This window comes from Chroogloeocystis siderophila 5.2 s.c.1, from assembly GCF_001904655.1.
GTDB lineage: Bacteria > Cyanobacteriota > Cyanobacteriia > Cyanobacteriales > Chroococcidiopsidaceae > Chroogloeocystis > Chroogloeocystis siderophila.
The window spans coordinates 97202-113548 of the sequence record NZ_MRCC01000005.1 but is presented as its reverse complement, the minus strand read 5'-3'; the positions used below and the strand labels follow the sequence as shown (position 1 = coordinate 113548).

Here is a 16347-nt window from a genome sequence, read left to right as displayed (position 1 = left end):
TAAATAGTTATGCACTTGAGCCGAATTTTGCGTTACATTAGCATTTTGAAGCATATTAGTGATAGCTAATATGCTTTGATAAAATGATAGATAGCTCGTGCATTTATATTAATTTTTTCTTTGAGTGAAACATTAGAAATATATTTGTTAACTACTTGTTGGATCTCTGTTTCTAATCCTCCTATTCTCCAGAAGAGTCCAAGTCCACGTGAGAATAGCTTATTTGTGTACTTAGCTAAAAATGGCCACTTGCTGTATAAATTGTCTGCTGTAAGAATGGCGACTTTGGAAACTAAATGTAGTTTGTTGGGTTTGTCGGTATAATTATTACCACCATGTAACCTTAAAAAGGCTAGTTGCTCGTCTAAGAAAAAGCCTGAACTCAAAGCGGCTGCTGCAATTTTTAAATAGTTATCACTTGTAATTCTAATAACTTCGGGCATTGGCAAGATTTGCTGTAGAAGGGATCGCCCAAAACACAATCCTGAAGTTGCTGGAGCATAAAATGGTAGCCTACCATTGTTTTGCAGCTGCGCTCTAAAGTCACATTTTCGTGTCCCACTTTCGCGGCTTAATCTGATGTATTCTCCAGTCTTGGCGTCTACAAAGCGCAAGCGATGAAAGCACCAACCAATATCTGGATACTGATTGAAGATGTTTACGATTTCTGTAACTTTCTCTGGAACGAATACATCATCAGCATCCAGCATACATATAATTTCACCATGAGTGGCTTTAAACCCTGCGTTAAAAGCTGATGCTTGTCCACCATTTTGTTTGAGAACAGGAATGACTTTATCTTGATAACGTGCAATGACTTCGGGTGAATTATCGGTTGAACCGTCATCTACTACAATGATTTCAATATCGGGGTAAGTTTGATTTAAAACACTATCTATTGCTTCAGACAAAAAGCGACCATAGTTGTAATTATTAATTATTACACTAACTAAAGGTTGAAAATTCGCTTCGTTCATGTTTCTGCGCCTTTCTTGAAGCTTAAGTTGATAGCCAATAAAATTGTCTTCAAACCAAACTTGATTGTTTTTTTATTAATTCCCCAACTTGGAATTTTGCGGAGTAACATTAATAAGTCTTTCCTTGAACCATTGAGTAGATAGTAATTCCTCGCATCCATAGACTCAAAGTAAGAAACAACGGGCTTCTTATTGTTTTCTTTCAGCTTTGAATTTAAAAAAGACTCAATTATGGCAATAAACTCTTTATTCTTAACTTTTGGTTTTCCATACCAATTATTCGCATCATGAAGCCGATACTTAGCTAATACTTGATCAACTCCATAAACTTCTCCTATAAGTAAAGCTGGTCTCACAACAAATTCATCAGCAGAAGTGAGTACGCCTTGTTCAGGAATTGGAAATATTTTCTGGGCTAGCATTCTACTCATAGCAATTCCACTTGTAGGAGAAGCTGCGTACGGAAAAAATCTGTATTGACAAGTGTAGCTATATAAATTTGCTGGTACGTTATAAGGTGAACTAGGTACTTTGTGTCCTAAAGAAATTCCTTTCGTGTCAATGCATTCTAATAAGTGGTAGACCATCACGTAAGGGTTTTCTACCATTTTTTTGCAGAGAAAATTGCAAATTTCTTGTACCTTATTTACCGAGAAGACATCATCTGAATCTAAGAAAAAAATGATATCTCCTTGCGATGCTGCAAACCCAGCGTTAAAAGCTGATGCCTGCCCTCCATTTTTTTTTAATATTGGAATAATGCGATCGCCGTATTGCTGAATAACGGTTGGCGATTCGTCTATTGAACCATCATCGACAACGATAACTTCTACATGAGGATAAGTTTGATGAAGCGCGCTGTCGATGGCTTCTTTTAAGTAACGACTATAGTTATAGTTGTTAATGATGATACTTACTAACGGAAGCTGGTTGTCAGCATTCATGGGATATCTAGCTGTGCAACTAAGGTATTTAAGATGGTCGGATTCCTAATCTTTTGCCAATTCGCGGTAAAATTTCGTTGGGATTTTTTGAGAAATATTCTAGTCGCTTTTCAGCTTTATAGTACTCGCGTTTAACAGCTATTAGCCATTGCTTGTACACTGGAAGCTGTTGCTGATATTTTTGCATGAGTTGCTCAAGACGGATCGCGTTTTGACCACTGTTAATATCGTTTACAGTTTTTGTTCCGGCGATCTGGCGATAATTACCCCAAGTTTCGTTAATATACTGAACATTCGCTGCTTGTACTGCTTTCAGCAGAAAATCTACATCCATAGCATAATGTTCATCAACCTCGTACAATCCCACTTTTTCATGCAGTTGTTTGTGGTAAAAGTACGCTGACGGATTGAAAGGAAATGGATTGATATTGTAGCCAACTAAGAGATCGGTAATTTTGAGTCTTTTTGGTTTATTGACCCGCTTTAGCTTGTCATCATCGTCTAGAATGTTACAATTCCCGACCAGCAAGCTTGGTTCAGGTAAATTTTCAAAGATGACAGATACGCGATTCAAAACATTAGGTTCATAAAAATCATCAACGTTCAAAATCGCGATGATATTTCCTGCCGCCATGCGAATACCTTTATTCATCGCATCCGATTGCCCGCGATCTTTTTCGGATAGCCAACGAATATGTGAATACTCTTGAGCGTATCTTTTGATAATATCTACCGTCGCATCAGTTGAACCACCATCAATAATAATATGCTCTAGATCTGAGCAATTTTGTTCGATAACAACTTTGAGGCAATTCTCAATATATTTCGCGCCATTGTAGACTGGCGTAATTACGCTGATCATGAGTATTTTTTGTTGTTTTCCTTTCGTTATTTGTGCTTTTGTGGGTGATACTACTGATACTGCACAACACTTATACCACAATCAGGTTATCAATAGTTAAAAAAATATTAAAGCCACGCACAAAATTAAATGCTGTGGCTTTAACAAGTACTATCGTGGAGTTGTTACGGTCGAACTTTCTTCGATTGGGAAGTTCTTTTCGTTGGCGTACTCTTTAGCATAGTAGAAGTAACTATCTGATTCATTTTCTGGGATAACACCATTAACAACTAGGCCAAGAACATTTTGTCCCGAACGCTCTAAGGATTCTTTAGCCGCAGCGGCACTGGAAGAGTCTAAAACGCCTGGGCGTGCTACTAATAAAACGCCATCGGTCATTTTACCAAGTGTCACCGCATCGGCGGCGAGAACTAGAGGCGGTGCATCAATAATCACAAAGTCGTAGCGATCGCTGAAGTACTGTACCAACGAAGCCATCCGTTTGGAGTCGAGTAGCGCCATCGGGTTGGGCGGAATCACACCGGCACTCAATACATCAAGCTTGGGAATGACTTCTGTTACAACTGACTCAAACTCAGCTTGGGAAACAATCACATCGCTTAAACCGGCGGCGTTTGTGAGTTCCCAAATGTGGTGTTGCAATGGGTGACGCATATCCGCATCAACAAGTAAGACTTTACGCCCAAGCTGCGCCATTGCGGCTGCTAGGTTCGCCGATACGGTTGATTTACCTTCTTTGGGAACCGCACTTGTCACAACAATCACTTTCAACGGCTTATCCGAACTGAGGAATTTTAAATTCGCTTGCAGCATTCGGTAAGCTTCACTGATGGGCGATCGCGGTAGATTAATGACTGGTAACTCAGGAATCGACCATTCTTGATTGCGCCGATTCGCGTAGCGTTTGCCAAAGTAAGGAATTGTCCCCAACAGTGTGTAATCGAGTCTTTCGCGAGCTTCGCGCAGCGTTTTCACTGAGCGATCGCTTAGTTCTAAAATACAGATCGTCAGAATTGCCAGAATCAGTGCCAAGATGTTGCCCAGCGCGAGAATCATTGCCTTTTTGCGGACAGAGGCATTCTCTGGTACTGTAGCAAACTCAATGATGCGGGCATTACCCATATTTTGGTTCTCGGCTACCCGAACTTCTTGCAATCTCCTCAATAAAGTTTCGTAGGTAGATTGAGCAGCTTCTAGGCGTCGTTCTAATTCTCTTTGTGTTTGCTCTAACCGAGGCAGAACATTGACTCTTTGGCGGTAGGCATTATATGTATTATTGAGCGAATTGAGGCGACTAGTTAAACCTAATCGTTGGATTTCTGAGTTGACGTAGTTTTGCGTCAGTTCTTGGCGAATTTCACCCATTTGCAAGTTGCCTGGTGAAACTTCTGTTGCTGCGGCATTCCCCCCGATCGCACCTTGAACGCGTTCTTCTAGTAAAGCTCTTAAAGCATCTCTGCGTTCAGTCAAACCCAAGAGAGTAGGATGATCACCAACAAAGCGAGTTTGCTGTACTGCTAATTCCGCTTCTACTTGTTGATACTCTGCTAGAACTTTCTGTATTCCTGGTGATTGGTTAAGCGCCGTCAGCGTAATTCCTTCTTGGGGATTCATTCCCACTTGTTGTTGCAGCGTTGCGCTTCTGGTTGTCGTATCTGCTAGTTGCGCTTGCGTCTCAGTGATTTGATTTTCTAGTTGCTTAATCGCGGCTACTGCGGTTTTAGCTTCTTCATCCAAAGCAACAACTTGATTTTGTTCTTTAAACTGCCGTAGTGCGAGTTCGGCTTGTCGCACTGTTGTTTCCATCTGCGGCAATTGCTTGGCGATAAATTCTCCCGCCGCCGACGCTTCAGCGCGATTGGTGATAATGTTGTTTTCAATGTACAAATTCATCACTTTATTGACAACTGCTGCCGCTTCTTCTGGATCTTCACTTTGGTAAGAAATCTGCAATACGTCTGTGAGTGGGATATTTCTCGCACTCATTTTGCCCGCGAGTGCTTGTGGTTTGATTAATGAACCACTATCGTTTCTTAAATTGAGCGACGCAATTGTTTTTTCAAGAAAGGGTACAGAGCGAATAATTTCTATTTCTGTATTCAGGGGATTAGCTTTTGTTGCTATTGCTTCTAGCTCACCAACGTTGATATCTTTTAAACCGGAAATTGCAGTTGTTCGATCTGCTTTTCTAAATAATAGCTTTCCCTGCGCTTCGTAAACGGGTCTTTGCATTGATGCAAATGCGGTTGCCGCAGCTACAACAACGCCAAATACACCTGCCGCAGGCAACCAGCGCCGTTTTAAAATCAACCAAACTCTTTTAAGGTCTATGTCGATAGTATCGTTAGATTGCATAGCTGACTCATCCATGTGTAAAGGGCGGACAGGTGTGTTTTGCCAATCAGCCTATCGTAGCTCTAAAAAAATGTCCATGTTCAACTGTGATTAGCTATACACTGTTACTCGGACAATTTTTCCCGTAGATCTACGTAGGCAATTGTACCATTGAGCGTGAAAAGACAGGAAACATTAAATGATCATTATAATTAATTTACCGCGTTCGTTTTTCTTGTATTAAATATCAATTTACTCAAAATAAAGTAAAGAATGACTGCGGCAACAATGCCATTAATCGGCTTAATTCCAGGTACAGCCCAGGCGATCGCCGAGGCAATAATATAAGCAATAATTCCTGCCCAGTTAAACGCTGGCTGTCTTTGATTTAATGTGGGAAATTGTCCTTGGTGCAGTAACCAATAATCTGCCATGACAACACCGCCAATCGGAGGAATAAATGTCCCAAGCAAAATCAAGTAAGGAACGAGCAAGTTATAAATTCCACCCCAAGCTAGGACTAACGCAACCGTAGCACCACCTAGAACAAAGGCAGTACGTTTATTTGTGCGGAACATATGCGCACCCGCTACCGAAAAAGCATAGATAGTATTATCTTGCGTAGTCCACATATTCAAGAACAACAGTATCAATCCCCAAAAGAGCAATCCTTGCTGTGCCATAACTTGTACAATGTCTTCATTGCCATAAACTAAGGCACAGAACGCACCGCTAAAAAGTAATAAGCCATTTGCGAGGAAAAAAGCCGCCAAGGTACTCCACAACGCCGTGCGTCCATCCTTAGCAAAACGACTCCAATTTGTTGCTTGAGTTCCACCAGAAACAAAAGTCCCAACGATAATTGTAATCGCTTCACCGAGTCCCAATTGCTGTTGCGGAACGATCGCTTGTAAACCAGCAAAACCACCAACATCACGTGCGGCGATCACCAAACTCCAAACGATTAAAATCAGCATCGCCGGAACTGCAATACGACTTAGCCAATCCATCGCACGATAGCCGATATAAGCTGTCGAGCAGAAAAAATATGTAAAGAAAAGAATAATCAACCAATTAAACGAACTCGGAACTCTAGCTAATTGATTAAGTACATCTGCCATTAAAGCTGAACCCCAAGCATACCAACCAATTTGCGTAAAGCCCAGTAGAAAGTCAACCCAACGCGAGCCAACACTACCGAAACTAAATCGTGCCATCAGTACTGTACTTAAACCACTACGCGCTGCGATATAGCTTAGTAGTGCCGCATAGATACCTAAAAGCAGATTACCTGCCAAAATTAGACCGACTAAATCAGTAAAGCGGTAAGCAGGACCTACTCTTCCTCCAGCGAACAAAGTTCCAGAATATAACGTAAAGCCAATCAACAAGGGAGCTAGCGACCAAAGTGACTTACGCGCTTCTAGAGGGACAGCACTAAGCGGATAGTCTTCACTCGCTGGCGATCGCGTTGCTAAGTTTTGTTCCGACGTGCTACTCATGCCAAATCATAAACTACTATTGCAGCTATCTTGACTTTGAGTGGCATCTCAGAACCGTATTGTAGTTAACCAGATTTTAGGAGTGTCGAGTTAAATCAAAACATAAGTCGCTTTGCATCTACTACACTATTTCCCATTCCAGATTTGCTTGCTGCCGAAAATTATAGGTGTCATGGTCGTTGATGTTGGTGTCACTCAGTTCTAAATTATAAAAATCGACAAACTCGTGTTCAAAATAGGGTCCCGCGTGCCAAGTACCGACTTCTAACTTAATAAAGCGATCGCCAGGAATGCGAAACGCGGCAATTTTGTCAATTTCCGGCTGTGGCGCAGAACTTGGGGGTGCGACAGCCAACAACCATTCTTTACCTGCAAGCGAACCTAAACATTGAGTACATTGGAGGTGACGGGTAATCGTGTGGAATTTCCGCCCGCGTCGGTGCAAGCGCATAATGTAAAAGCGAGGAATGCCGTTATTCAATACCAACTGTGCATCGGTGTGGTCATAAGCCTTACCGTCAGTGCTAGCAGCAATAACTTGACCATAAGGCTGAAAGTTTTCTGGTGTAATTAACTGCGCGGTTAATTGGTGGAGCGATTTAGCTGGAGCCATATACTAAGAGAGGTCAAAGGTCTGAGGTTAGGGATATTATGTTGGCTGGGGCTTTGTGAAAGCTAGAAACTAGCACGCGATCGCGTTTTTCGCTTAACTCTTACCCCTCGGTGATACTTTTCACTTTAAGGTTGCGACAAATAGGCACCAGAGGAAGCAGAGGAGAAGTTACTTTTAGTTCTTATTTAGTTAGTATAATGCTCTACCTCTGACCCCTGATCCCCGACCCCTTTCTTAGCGCGTACCAAATAAGCGATCGCCTGCATCGCCTAATCCTGGCACAATGTACCCATGCTCATCTAACTGCTGATCAATCGCCGCAGTGTAAATTGGCACATCAGGGTGTTGTTCGTGAAAATGTTCAATTCCTTCGGGTGCAGCCAGTAAGCAGACAAACTTCAAAGAAACTGGATTTGTTAACTTCAATCGCGTCACTGCCGCTGCTGCTGAGTTTCCTGTCGCCAGCATCGGATCAACCACTAACATATCGCGCTTATCAACGTCGTGAGGGACTTTGAAATAGTATTCAATCGCAATCAGTGTTTTCGGGTCGCGGTATAAACCAATATGCCCGACTCTAGCTGAAGGCATTAGCTCTAACATTCCATCTAAAATTCCCTGTCCCGCTCTTAAGATAGAAACAATAACTAACTTTTTATCTGGGGCGAGGACTGGGGCTTCCATCGTCGCTAAAGGCGTTTTAATTGTTTCCGTTTTTAACGGTAGATCTCGCGTCACTTCGTAGGCAAGCAGCAAGCTAATTTCCTTTAACAGCGTGCGAAATTTGGCTGTACTCGTTTCAGCTTTACGCATCAACGTCAGCTTGTGCTGAATTAAGGGATGACTAATAACAGTTACTTTGTTTTTCATTTTAGAGAGTTAATTTATGGCACAAAATTATTCGAGCATATTTTTATTTATGCATAAAAAATACTCCAAAACGACTTATGAGGTTAATACGCTTGAAAAGATTTTTTTGTTTATAGAATGTTTTCTTAACTACCAACTTGTTTTTATAGAATCCTATATTTTTAAATAAAAATAACAATAAACCAAGTAGTGAACGCCCTTAAGGAGCCTACATTGACAACAACCAAATTTATTCTGGTAACAACACAAAGAAGTGGGTCAACATGGGTAATAGATATGCTAAACAGCCACCCTCAAATAGCTGCATACGGCGAGCTTTTTTTAGACAAAGGAAAAGGTAGCCCAACCTGGTGTGGCGGAAAAGATGTAACTTTTTGGAATACTTATTTTGAAGAAGTACAAGTACCTTTTAAAAAAACTATTAAATCATTATTTATTTTTAAGTATCTTAATCATGTCTATTCACCTAGATCTTCAATAAAGTCAGTTGGGTTTAAACTAATGTACCCACAAATGGAGCGATTTCGTCGCGAATTGTTAGCGTACATATTTTTAAATAAAATTCTTATAATTCATCTAATTAGAGCAAATCATTTAGATGTCATATTGTCTCAAAGCACTGCTGCATTTAGAGGGGTGTATCATTTACGTAATAGTGAAAGCACAGAAAACGTAAAGCTTCACTTGAATGTTTTACAATTAGTTGAACAGTTGCAGCAACAAGAAGAAAAAATTCTTCAGGCTAAAAGCTGGTATTCTAAATTAGGTTTACCATATATGGAAGTAATATATGAAGAACTTGTTGCCGATTGTCGTAGTTTCAATGCTGTGTTGAGTTTCCTTGGCATTAAAGTAGATGCTACAAAGCTATCTTCTTCTTTAAAGAAGATCAATCCTAAATCTCATGCTGAACTTATAGAAAATTATGACAGTGTTAGAGATGTATTACAAAATACTAAGTTCTGCGAACTTTTACGATAAATTATCTCAAGTTTATTAAAGCAATAAACAAAAAGCTAAAATACGGTACCATCGCTGTCAATTTGAATTGGTGGCACACCATCGCTTCTTAAGTGTGCTGCAATCTTACGTCCTGCACTCCACGTTCCACCTTGGAGGACTTTAACTAGCGGTAATGCTTGAGCATCCATTCCCAATTCTTCGCGAATCGTCGCAGCAATATAGTCCAATAAAATCACTGTTAAAGCTCGCCATTCAACAATCACCTCTGAATCGACTTTATGGGCTTGGTGTAATAGGTTTGGGTGTTTGGGCTGCAATAATCCGAGATCGAGACATAAACCGCCGTTGCGATACTCTGGTAATCCAGTCAAGGTATCTAACCCAGTAATTTCTAAACCAAGTTCTTGGAGTGGTTCGAGTAGAGAATAAGTAAGCCACTGCGAAAGTTTGTGAAAAGGTACTAACCTGTTGTGACTAAGTGCTGAATGACACCAAACATCACCTAGATTTATTCCATCAATTGTTAATCTCCCTGTCCAAATATCTCCTAATCCTTCTAAGACTGCACTGAAAACCGTTTCAGCCGCGATTTGCCCGTGAGACGCTTTCGTTAATAAGTAGTTGACTAGCCCACCAGGACGGGGATGATCATTGCCAAATAATTGCGGATGACCAACGATTGTTTGTCCTAATCGACGCAACAGATTCAACCTTCCAGGTAAACCTACTAGCGGATTTTGGTGACTGAGTTGAAAGCCAGCAGCAAGGACATCTTCTGTGAGTTTTTGCAAGCCTAAGGCATCCGCTTGCAGCTTGTCAGAATGACTCGAAAAAGTTCCCTGACAAAACATTTGAAAACTTGCAACCGCAAGACCTTCGGAGCGACGAAACACTAAATTCGTACCAGGTTCATGATACTGCCATGTTGCGCCTGCGCCCGCATCGAGCAATACACTCACGATCGCTAAATCAAACTTTGCTTGGGCTTTGGCAAGCGGTGTTAATTTTGCTAACTCTCGATCTAGCTGAGTTAAACGCGATCTCCCTGCTTCAAAATGACGCCAGCGACTATGAAAGGGAATTTGTAAATCGGGATAATCTTCACGCATGACCTCAATGACATAATCTGCCGCGGGTCTTAACTGCGTCAAATCGCAGCGAAAATGTTCTAGGCGATCCTCACGTGCTAAATCAAATAGAACGCCACAGCGATCGCGAATTGCTTGCGCCGAACGTATATACGCGATCTCCTTTTGAGAAAACACAATTTTCAATTCCTTCACGCGATTAATCCAAGCTTCGCCCTTTAATCTCAGATAAAGTTACGGTATCGGCGACTTCTCCATTGGTATAGTATCCCGCTGCCTTTTTCGCCTCAATTTCTACGCGTGCATCTTGCGGAATCAACTCCTCTGGAATCGGTACGCGTTCAACAATTTCAATTCCCGACTGCGTAACGGCATCGTATTTCAAATTACTCATCGATACCATGCGATCAATGCGCGTAACTCCTAGCCAATGTAAAACATCAGGCATCAATTCTTGAAAGCGCATATCTTGAACACCTGCGACGCATTCAGTACGTGCAAAGTAAGCATCGGCGCGATCGCCTCCTGATTGGCGTTTGCGCGCGTTATAAACTAAAAACTTCGTCACCTCGCCCAAGGCGCGTCCTTCTTTACGGCAGTAGACAATCACACCCGCACCACCTTCTTGCGCAGTTTGGACGCACACTTCAATGCCATGAACTAAATAAGGACGACACGTACAAATATCCGAACCAAAGACATCAGAACCGTTACATTCATCATGGACTCGCACCGCTAAAGGTTTATGCGGATCAGCGATCGCGGCGACATCTCCTATGATGTACACGGTAATACCGCCAATGGGTGGTAAAAAGACTTCTAAATCTGACCGCGTGACTAACTCAGGAAACATACCGCCAGTTTGTTCAAACAAGGCGCGGCGTAAATCAGCTTCGGTAATTCCAAAGCGCTTGGCAATTCCTGGTAAATACCACACTGGATCAATTGCGGCTTTTGTAACGACTAAATCGCCGCGTGGCTTGAGAATTTCACCATCGATGCGTAATCTGCCGGCGGCTACCGCATCTTGTAGCTCTGGCATATTAATATGAGCTTTGGTAATCGCGATCGTCGGGCGGATATCGTATCCTTGCTCGCAGTAAGTCGTAAATGCTTCTCCTACCATTGCCCCAAACGGATCGAGTGAGACAATTTTTTCAGGATCTGCCCAGCTTGGATGCGGTCCAATTTGCTCAACGGGAGAGGTGTCTGTTAAATCCGCACGATAATCAGATTGCAGCACTCCTCTAGCGACTGCTAAAGCACGATAAACAGCATAACTTCCTGAATGCGTACCAATAACATTGCGGTGGGTGGGATTAGTCAATGTTGCGATGATTGGACCGCGATCGCCTGGTGCTGCTGCACCCCAAGCAATCAGAATCGGTTTAGGACCAAATTGACTGGGATGCGAAGTCAGGACAATATGCCGAGGAACGTGCTTTTTGTTTGGCATAAATGCAATAGCTATGAAGGTAGTGTTTTAAAACTGGGTGCGGAACTGCGATGAGTTTAAATTCACCATCATAGGACTTTTGTCAAGGAGTTGCCAAGTTGGTATTGATACCGTTTTGCTTGAGAGTTGCTTCCTAAGCAAAAGCGATCGCACTTTAACCTAAACTCGTCAAACCGCGATCGCTCAATTTTTATATTTTAGCAAGGCATTGCCTTGCCCCTCTAGATATCTTGTTCGCCCAACTCGCTTGTCATATAATCAAACGGCTCATCGACAAAACTGGTATCGCTGACTCCGGCTGCGGCAACTTGCTCTTTAACAATGTCCTTCATAATTTGGATACCTTGAATCGTGGGGCCAATTGGCACGCCCAAGGAATTGTAAGTTTCCCGCAGACCTTGCAGCACGCGTTCATCTAATACATCCATACTGCCAGCGACGAGCGCATAAGTAGCATAGCGTAGGTAGTAGTCCATGTCGCGCAAGCAAGCAGCGTATCGCCGTGTGGTGTAAGCATTCCCACCAGGACGAATCAGTTCAGGGAGTTCTTCAAATAATCGCGAACCTGAGCGCTTGACAATTGCTGCGGCGTTGCCATTGATTGCGGCGGCGGCTTGGACTCGTGCTGTCCCTGTTTCAAAATAAGATTTCAGCCGTTCCATCGCATCGCGGTCAAAGTACCGACCTGCGACATCATAAGTTCCAATTAAAGTTGTAATCGCGTCCCGCATGAAATTGCTCTCCAAATATTTCCTATTTGTGGTTTGATATTCTTACTCGATTTTTTTGTACCTAGTATTTATGACTATGGTGCCTGAACTATGAAATAGTGATACAGGCAATTCACTGGCTACTTATGGATTCTATGCCAATTTGACTACCGATTTGAGATTTTATGAATAATGATGTCGTTACATACTGCATCTTTAGATAGTCGTACTCGATGATATTCAACTTTACAAGTCGTATTGTTGGACAAAGCGAGTCAATCTCACAATCTTTCGCAAAGAATCCTAATAGAAACAGTAAAAACAGTTTTTTGTATAATAAACTACAAAACTACCCCAATTCTATCCTTAGGATGATCCCAAAGTGGCACAGTTTTAGTCTGAACTTAGTGGCGGCAGCAGGATAAAAAAGTTAAGGAGTTACCCATGTCTGAAGAGAAAACCCCGCAAGATGTCTTGAAGATGATTCAAGACGAAAATATTGAACTGATCGATTTAAAATTTGTCGATCCCTTAGGTACGTGGCAACATCTCACGGTGCATAAATCGCTGATCGAAGAAGAAAGCTTTGTTGAAGGGGTAGCGTTTGATGGTTCCAGTATTCGTGGCTGGAAGTCAATTCATGAATCAGACATGGCGATGCGACCAGACCCCAATACTGCCTGGATCGACCCGTTCATGGCAGACAAAACGCTCTCAATGATTTGTACAATCTTAGAGCCACGTACAGGAGAACTTTACGATCGCTGTCCGCGGGCGATCGCACAAAAAGCGTTAGATTTCCTCCAAGCAGCAAACCTTGGCGATACCGCGTTCTTTGGCCCCGAAGCCGAATTTTTCATTTTTGATGATGTCCGCTTCGACCAAACCGAAAACACAAGCTACTACTACGTTGATTCTGCCGAAGGTCGTTGGAATTCAGGTCGCGAAGAAGCAGGCGGAAACTTAGGCTATAAACCGCGTTACAAAGAGGGTTATTTCCCTGTTTCGCCCACCGACTCGTTGCAAGATATGCGCAGTGAAATGCTGCTGACAATGGCAAAGTGTGGCGTCGTCATTGAAAAGCATCACCACGAGGTGGCGACAGGCGGTCAGTGCGAGTTAGGCTTTAAGTTTGCCCCGTTAATCAAAGCCGCTGATGACTTGATGACGTACAAGTATGTGATCAAGAACGTCGCGAAGAAATACGGTAAAACAGTCACGTTCATGCCTAAGCCGATCTTTAACGATAACGGTTCGGGTATGCACACGCACCAATCGATTTGGAAAGAAGGTCAGCCTTTATTCGCAGGCGATCGCTACGCAGGCTTAAGCCAAATGGCACTGCATTACATCGGTGGTATTCTAAAACACGCCCCAGCGTTGTTAGCCTTTACTAACCCCAGCACCAACTCTTATAAGCGTCTCGTTCCTGGTTTTGAAGCACCTGTAAACTTGGCATACTCCCAAGGAAACCGTTCAGCTTCTGTGCGGATTCCCATCGCTTCTAGCCCCAAAGCAAAGCGTTTAGAGTTTCGTTGTCCTGATGCTACCGCCAACCCCTATCTTGCGTTTGCGGCGATGTTATGCGCGGGTATCGACGGTATCAAGAACGAAATTGATCCTGGCGATCCTTTGGATGTCGATATCTATGAACTTAGCCCTGAAGAGTTAGCCAAAGTTCCCTCGACACCTGGTTCTTTAATCGAGGCTTTACAAGCACTCGAAGACGATCACAGCTTCTTGACTGCGACCGGAGTCTTCACAGAAGACTTTATCAATAACTGGATTACGTACAAAATTGATAAAGAAATCAACCCGATGCGGCTGCGTCCTCACCCTTACGAGTTTGCCCTCTACTATGATGTGTAATCAGGTTAGAGATCAGAGGTCAGAGGAAGCTGCGCAGATTTACGGTTCAGGATTAAAACAAGAGCAAGCCAATGTCTAGCCAGTAATTGGATCAATAGTTCTGAACCGCTCGAATCTCCTTCATCATACACTGCTATAAGTTGTTGCCACCTAGTAAAGGTGGCTTTTTTGTTAATGATGAAAGGGTCGGCGGTGAGACAACAGTAAAAAAACGCGCGATCACTGTTTCATTACAAATTCCTACATTTATCCGCACAAAAAAATGTATCAGCAAGAATTCCCTGACCCCTGATCTCAGACTCCTGACCCCTCGTAAATTCGTTACAATTATTCACAGTAAATCGCCGTCATCAAGATAATTTACGCCACTCTCATGCCTGACACTTTAACCAAGCTGACTTATCAAACTTTTCAGCAGGGCAAAAACTACTTTGGTTTAGCGCACAAAATACTCAGTACTCGGTTGATGAATCTGGTTTCTCCCACTGAGATCCAATCTAGACCGATAGCACCCGACACTCTATTAAAAATTCAACAAAGGCTAAATCAGCTACTCGAAACCGACTGGCAAGACGCAGAACAGGGTATATATCCTGAAAGTTTATTATTTGATAATCCTTGGGATGAGTTTTTCCTTTACTACCCAGCCGTTTGGTTAGATCTACCACAAATTTGGCAACGGGCAAAGCAAAAACAGCATCAAGACTTTCCACCAGATATCAACACAGAAGGTTATCCAAATTACTACGTCCGTAACTTCCATCATCAAACAGGTGGCTATTTTAGTGATTTCTCTGCCAAGCTTTATGACTTACAAGTAGAAATTCTTTTTGGTGGAACAGCCGATCCGATGCGGCGACGCATTCTTGCACCACTTAAGCAGGGCTTGCAAGCATTTGCAAACGTACCGCCACACCAAGTACGTATTTTAGACGTTGCGTGTGGTACTGGGCGTACACTCAAGTTAATTCGCGCAGCTTTACCCGAAGCATCGCTATTTGGAACAGATTTGTCGCCAGCGTACTTACGTAAAGCCAATCAACTGCTATCACAAAATCCTGGCGAGTTGCCACAACTGTTGCAAGCAAATGCCGAGGAGTTACCTTACCTCGACAATTATTTTCATGCAACAACTTGTGTATTTTTGTTCCACGAGTTACCAGGTCCAGTACGGCAAAAAGTGATTGACCAATGCTTCCGCGTAACCCAACCAGGAGGAGTATTTGTTATTTGTGATTCAATTCAAGTTAGTGATTCTCCTGATATGATTCCTGTCATGGAGAGTTTTCATGAAACTTTCCACGAGCCTTTTTACAAGCACTATATGACCGATAATTTGGTTGAGCGCTTGGAGAAAGCAGGCTTCCAAAATGTCACGACTCAGACTCACTTTATGAGCAAGGTATTTGTAGCACACAAACCTGCTTAAAGATAAGGTCAAGAGTGTAAAGTATAATTTAATACTCAAATTTCTAGCTGCGGGCAAGGTACTACCTTGCCCATCTTATTTACTCAGGAGCGTGTCTACAGACGATACATTGGGTCTATACCGTTTTGGATTGAGACTGAAGGGTGAGGATTCTACTGTCCAAATATGGCAGTCTTGAAATCAATTGGTATAAGTCCATTTCACACATCAGCACAAATCTAAATTTCTATGACAAGTTATCAAGCTGATCCAGAAACAGTTGCTACTCAATCGTTATCTACGAACGAAATGATCGATGAGTTGCTTGATTCAGCAACCAATGACGACCCTGTGGCCGTTATTCAAACAGTCATCGCCAGTCTAGAGGAGGATGACAGCGCGATGGTCAGTCATACTCAGGAAGGTCATTTGTGGAAGTTTAAATACGGTAGCGTTGAAGTATTTGTACAACTCACTGGGCTAAGTGACGATGATACCTTAACCATTTGGTCTGCAGTGCTAAAACTTCCCGCCAAAAATGAAGCGCAATTGATGCGTAAACTGATGGAAATGAACTGGTCAGGAACTTTTGAAGCGTGTTTTGGAATTTTTGATGAGCAGATTGTTGTTTTGGCTTCGCGTACCCTAGCAGGAGTCACCCCAGGCGAAATCTCGCGATTAATTACCATAGTCGCAACGATCGCTGATGACAACGATGACGCTTTACAATCTGAATTTGGTACAGCTTAGT

The 16347-nt window shown here is 42.5% G+C and carries 14 protein-coding genes; 4 read left to right on the top strand and 10 right to left on the bottom strand.

The features are described 5' to 3' along the window. Positions 1 to 65: 65 nt before the first annotated feature. The 7 genes from NIES1031_RS07065 to upp form a co-directional block, all read right to left on the bottom strand. The gene (locus NIES1031_RS07065) at positions 66 to 977 is read right to left on the bottom strand and encodes a glycosyltransferase family 2 protein (protein WP_073548772.1); all 912 of its coding nucleotides are present in this window, start codon (positions 975 to 977) and stop codon (positions 66 to 68) included. After that, entirely contained in the window at positions 974 to 1921 is a 948-nt protein-coding gene (locus tag NIES1031_RS23205) for a glycosyltransferase family 2 protein (protein WP_084544268.1), read from the bottom strand. The genes NIES1031_RS07065 and NIES1031_RS23205 overlap by 4 nt, the downstream gene beginning before the upstream one ends. Before the next feature lie 28 nt (positions 1922 to 1949). After that, positions 1950 to 2783 carry a glycosyltransferase family 2 protein gene (locus NIES1031_RS07055; protein WP_073548771.1) on the bottom strand — a complete coding sequence of 278 codons (834 nt, stop codon included), beginning with the start codon at positions 2781 to 2783 and terminating at the stop codon, positions 1950 to 1952. 150 nt (positions 2784 to 2933) lie between these two features. Beyond that, entirely contained in the window at positions 2934 to 5138 is a 2205-nt protein-coding gene (locus tag NIES1031_RS07050) for a GumC family protein (RefSeq protein WP_073548940.1), read from the bottom strand. Positions 5139 to 5329: 191 nt separating this feature from the next. Beyond that, entirely contained in the window at positions 5330 to 6619 is a 1290-nt protein-coding gene (gene codB / locus NIES1031_RS07045; protein ID WP_073548770.1) for a cytosine permease, read from the bottom strand. A 121-nt stretch (positions 6620 to 6740) separates the two neighbouring features. Next, the gene (locus NIES1031_RS07040; RefSeq protein ID WP_073548769.1) at positions 6741 to 7232 is read right to left on the bottom strand and encodes an ureidoglycolate lyase; all 492 of its coding nucleotides are present in this window, start codon (positions 7230 to 7232) and stop codon (positions 6741 to 6743) included. Between the two features lie 234 nt (positions 7233 to 7466). Continuing rightward, on the bottom strand, positions 7467 to 8102 hold the full coding sequence (gene upp, locus NIES1031_RS07035; RefSeq protein ID WP_073548768.1) for a uracil phosphoribosyltransferase: 636 nt from the start codon (positions 8100 to 8102) through the stop codon (positions 7467 to 7469). Between the two features lie 213 nt (positions 8103 to 8315). Here upp and NIES1031_RS07030 point away from each other — a divergent pair, with 213 nt between their 5' ends. After that, positions 8316 to 9083 carry a Stf0 family sulfotransferase gene (locus NIES1031_RS07030; RefSeq protein WP_178378066.1) on the top strand — a complete coding sequence of 256 codons (768 nt, stop codon included), beginning with the start codon at positions 8316 to 8318 and terminating at the stop codon, positions 9081 to 9083. 35 nt (positions 9084 to 9118) lie between these two features. On the opposite strand, the gene NIES1031_RS07025 is transcribed toward NIES1031_RS07030, so the two are convergent. From NIES1031_RS07025 to apcB, 3 genes are all read right to left on the bottom strand, one after another. Further along, the gene (locus tag NIES1031_RS07025; protein ID WP_073548939.1) at positions 9119 to 10330 is read right to left on the bottom strand and encodes a URC4/urg3 family protein; all 1212 of its coding nucleotides are present in this window, start codon (positions 10328 to 10330) and stop codon (positions 9119 to 9121) included. 22 nt (positions 10331 to 10352) lie between these two features. Beyond that, complete coding sequence (locus tag NIES1031_RS07020; protein WP_073548766.1) at positions 10353 to 11609, bottom strand: GTP cyclohydrolase II; 1257 nt, start codon at positions 11607 to 11609, stop codon at positions 10353 to 10355. Positions 11610 to 11830: 221 nt separating this feature from the next. After that, positions 11831 to 12340 (bottom strand): allophycocyanin subunit beta, encoded by a 510-nt coding sequence (gene apcB / locus NIES1031_RS07015; RefSeq protein WP_015188858.1) that lies wholly within the window; start codon positions 12338 to 12340, stop codon positions 11831 to 11833. A 423-nt stretch (positions 12341 to 12763) separates the two neighbouring features. On the opposite strand from apcB, the gene glnA reads away from it, so the two are divergent. The 3 genes from glnA to NIES1031_RS07000 all read left to right on the top strand — a co-directional run bounded on the left by glnA (position 12764) and on the right by NIES1031_RS07000 (position 16346). Continuing rightward, a complete protein-coding gene (gene glnA / locus NIES1031_RS07010) occupies positions 12764 to 14188 on the top strand; it encodes a type I glutamate--ammonia ligase (RefSeq protein WP_073548765.1) in 1425 nt (474 codons plus the stop codon). Between the two features lie 373 nt (positions 14189 to 14561). Then, on the top strand, positions 14562 to 15617 hold the full coding sequence (locus NIES1031_RS07005; protein ID WP_073548764.1) for a class I SAM-dependent methyltransferase: 1056 nt from the start codon (positions 14562 to 14564) through the stop codon (positions 15615 to 15617). A gap of 228 nt (positions 15618 to 15845) precedes the next feature. After that, a complete protein-coding gene (locus NIES1031_RS07000; RefSeq protein WP_073548763.1) occupies positions 15846 to 16346 on the top strand; it encodes a YbjN domain-containing protein in 501 nt (166 codons plus the stop codon). The last annotated feature ends 1 nt before the right edge of the window (position 16347 follow it).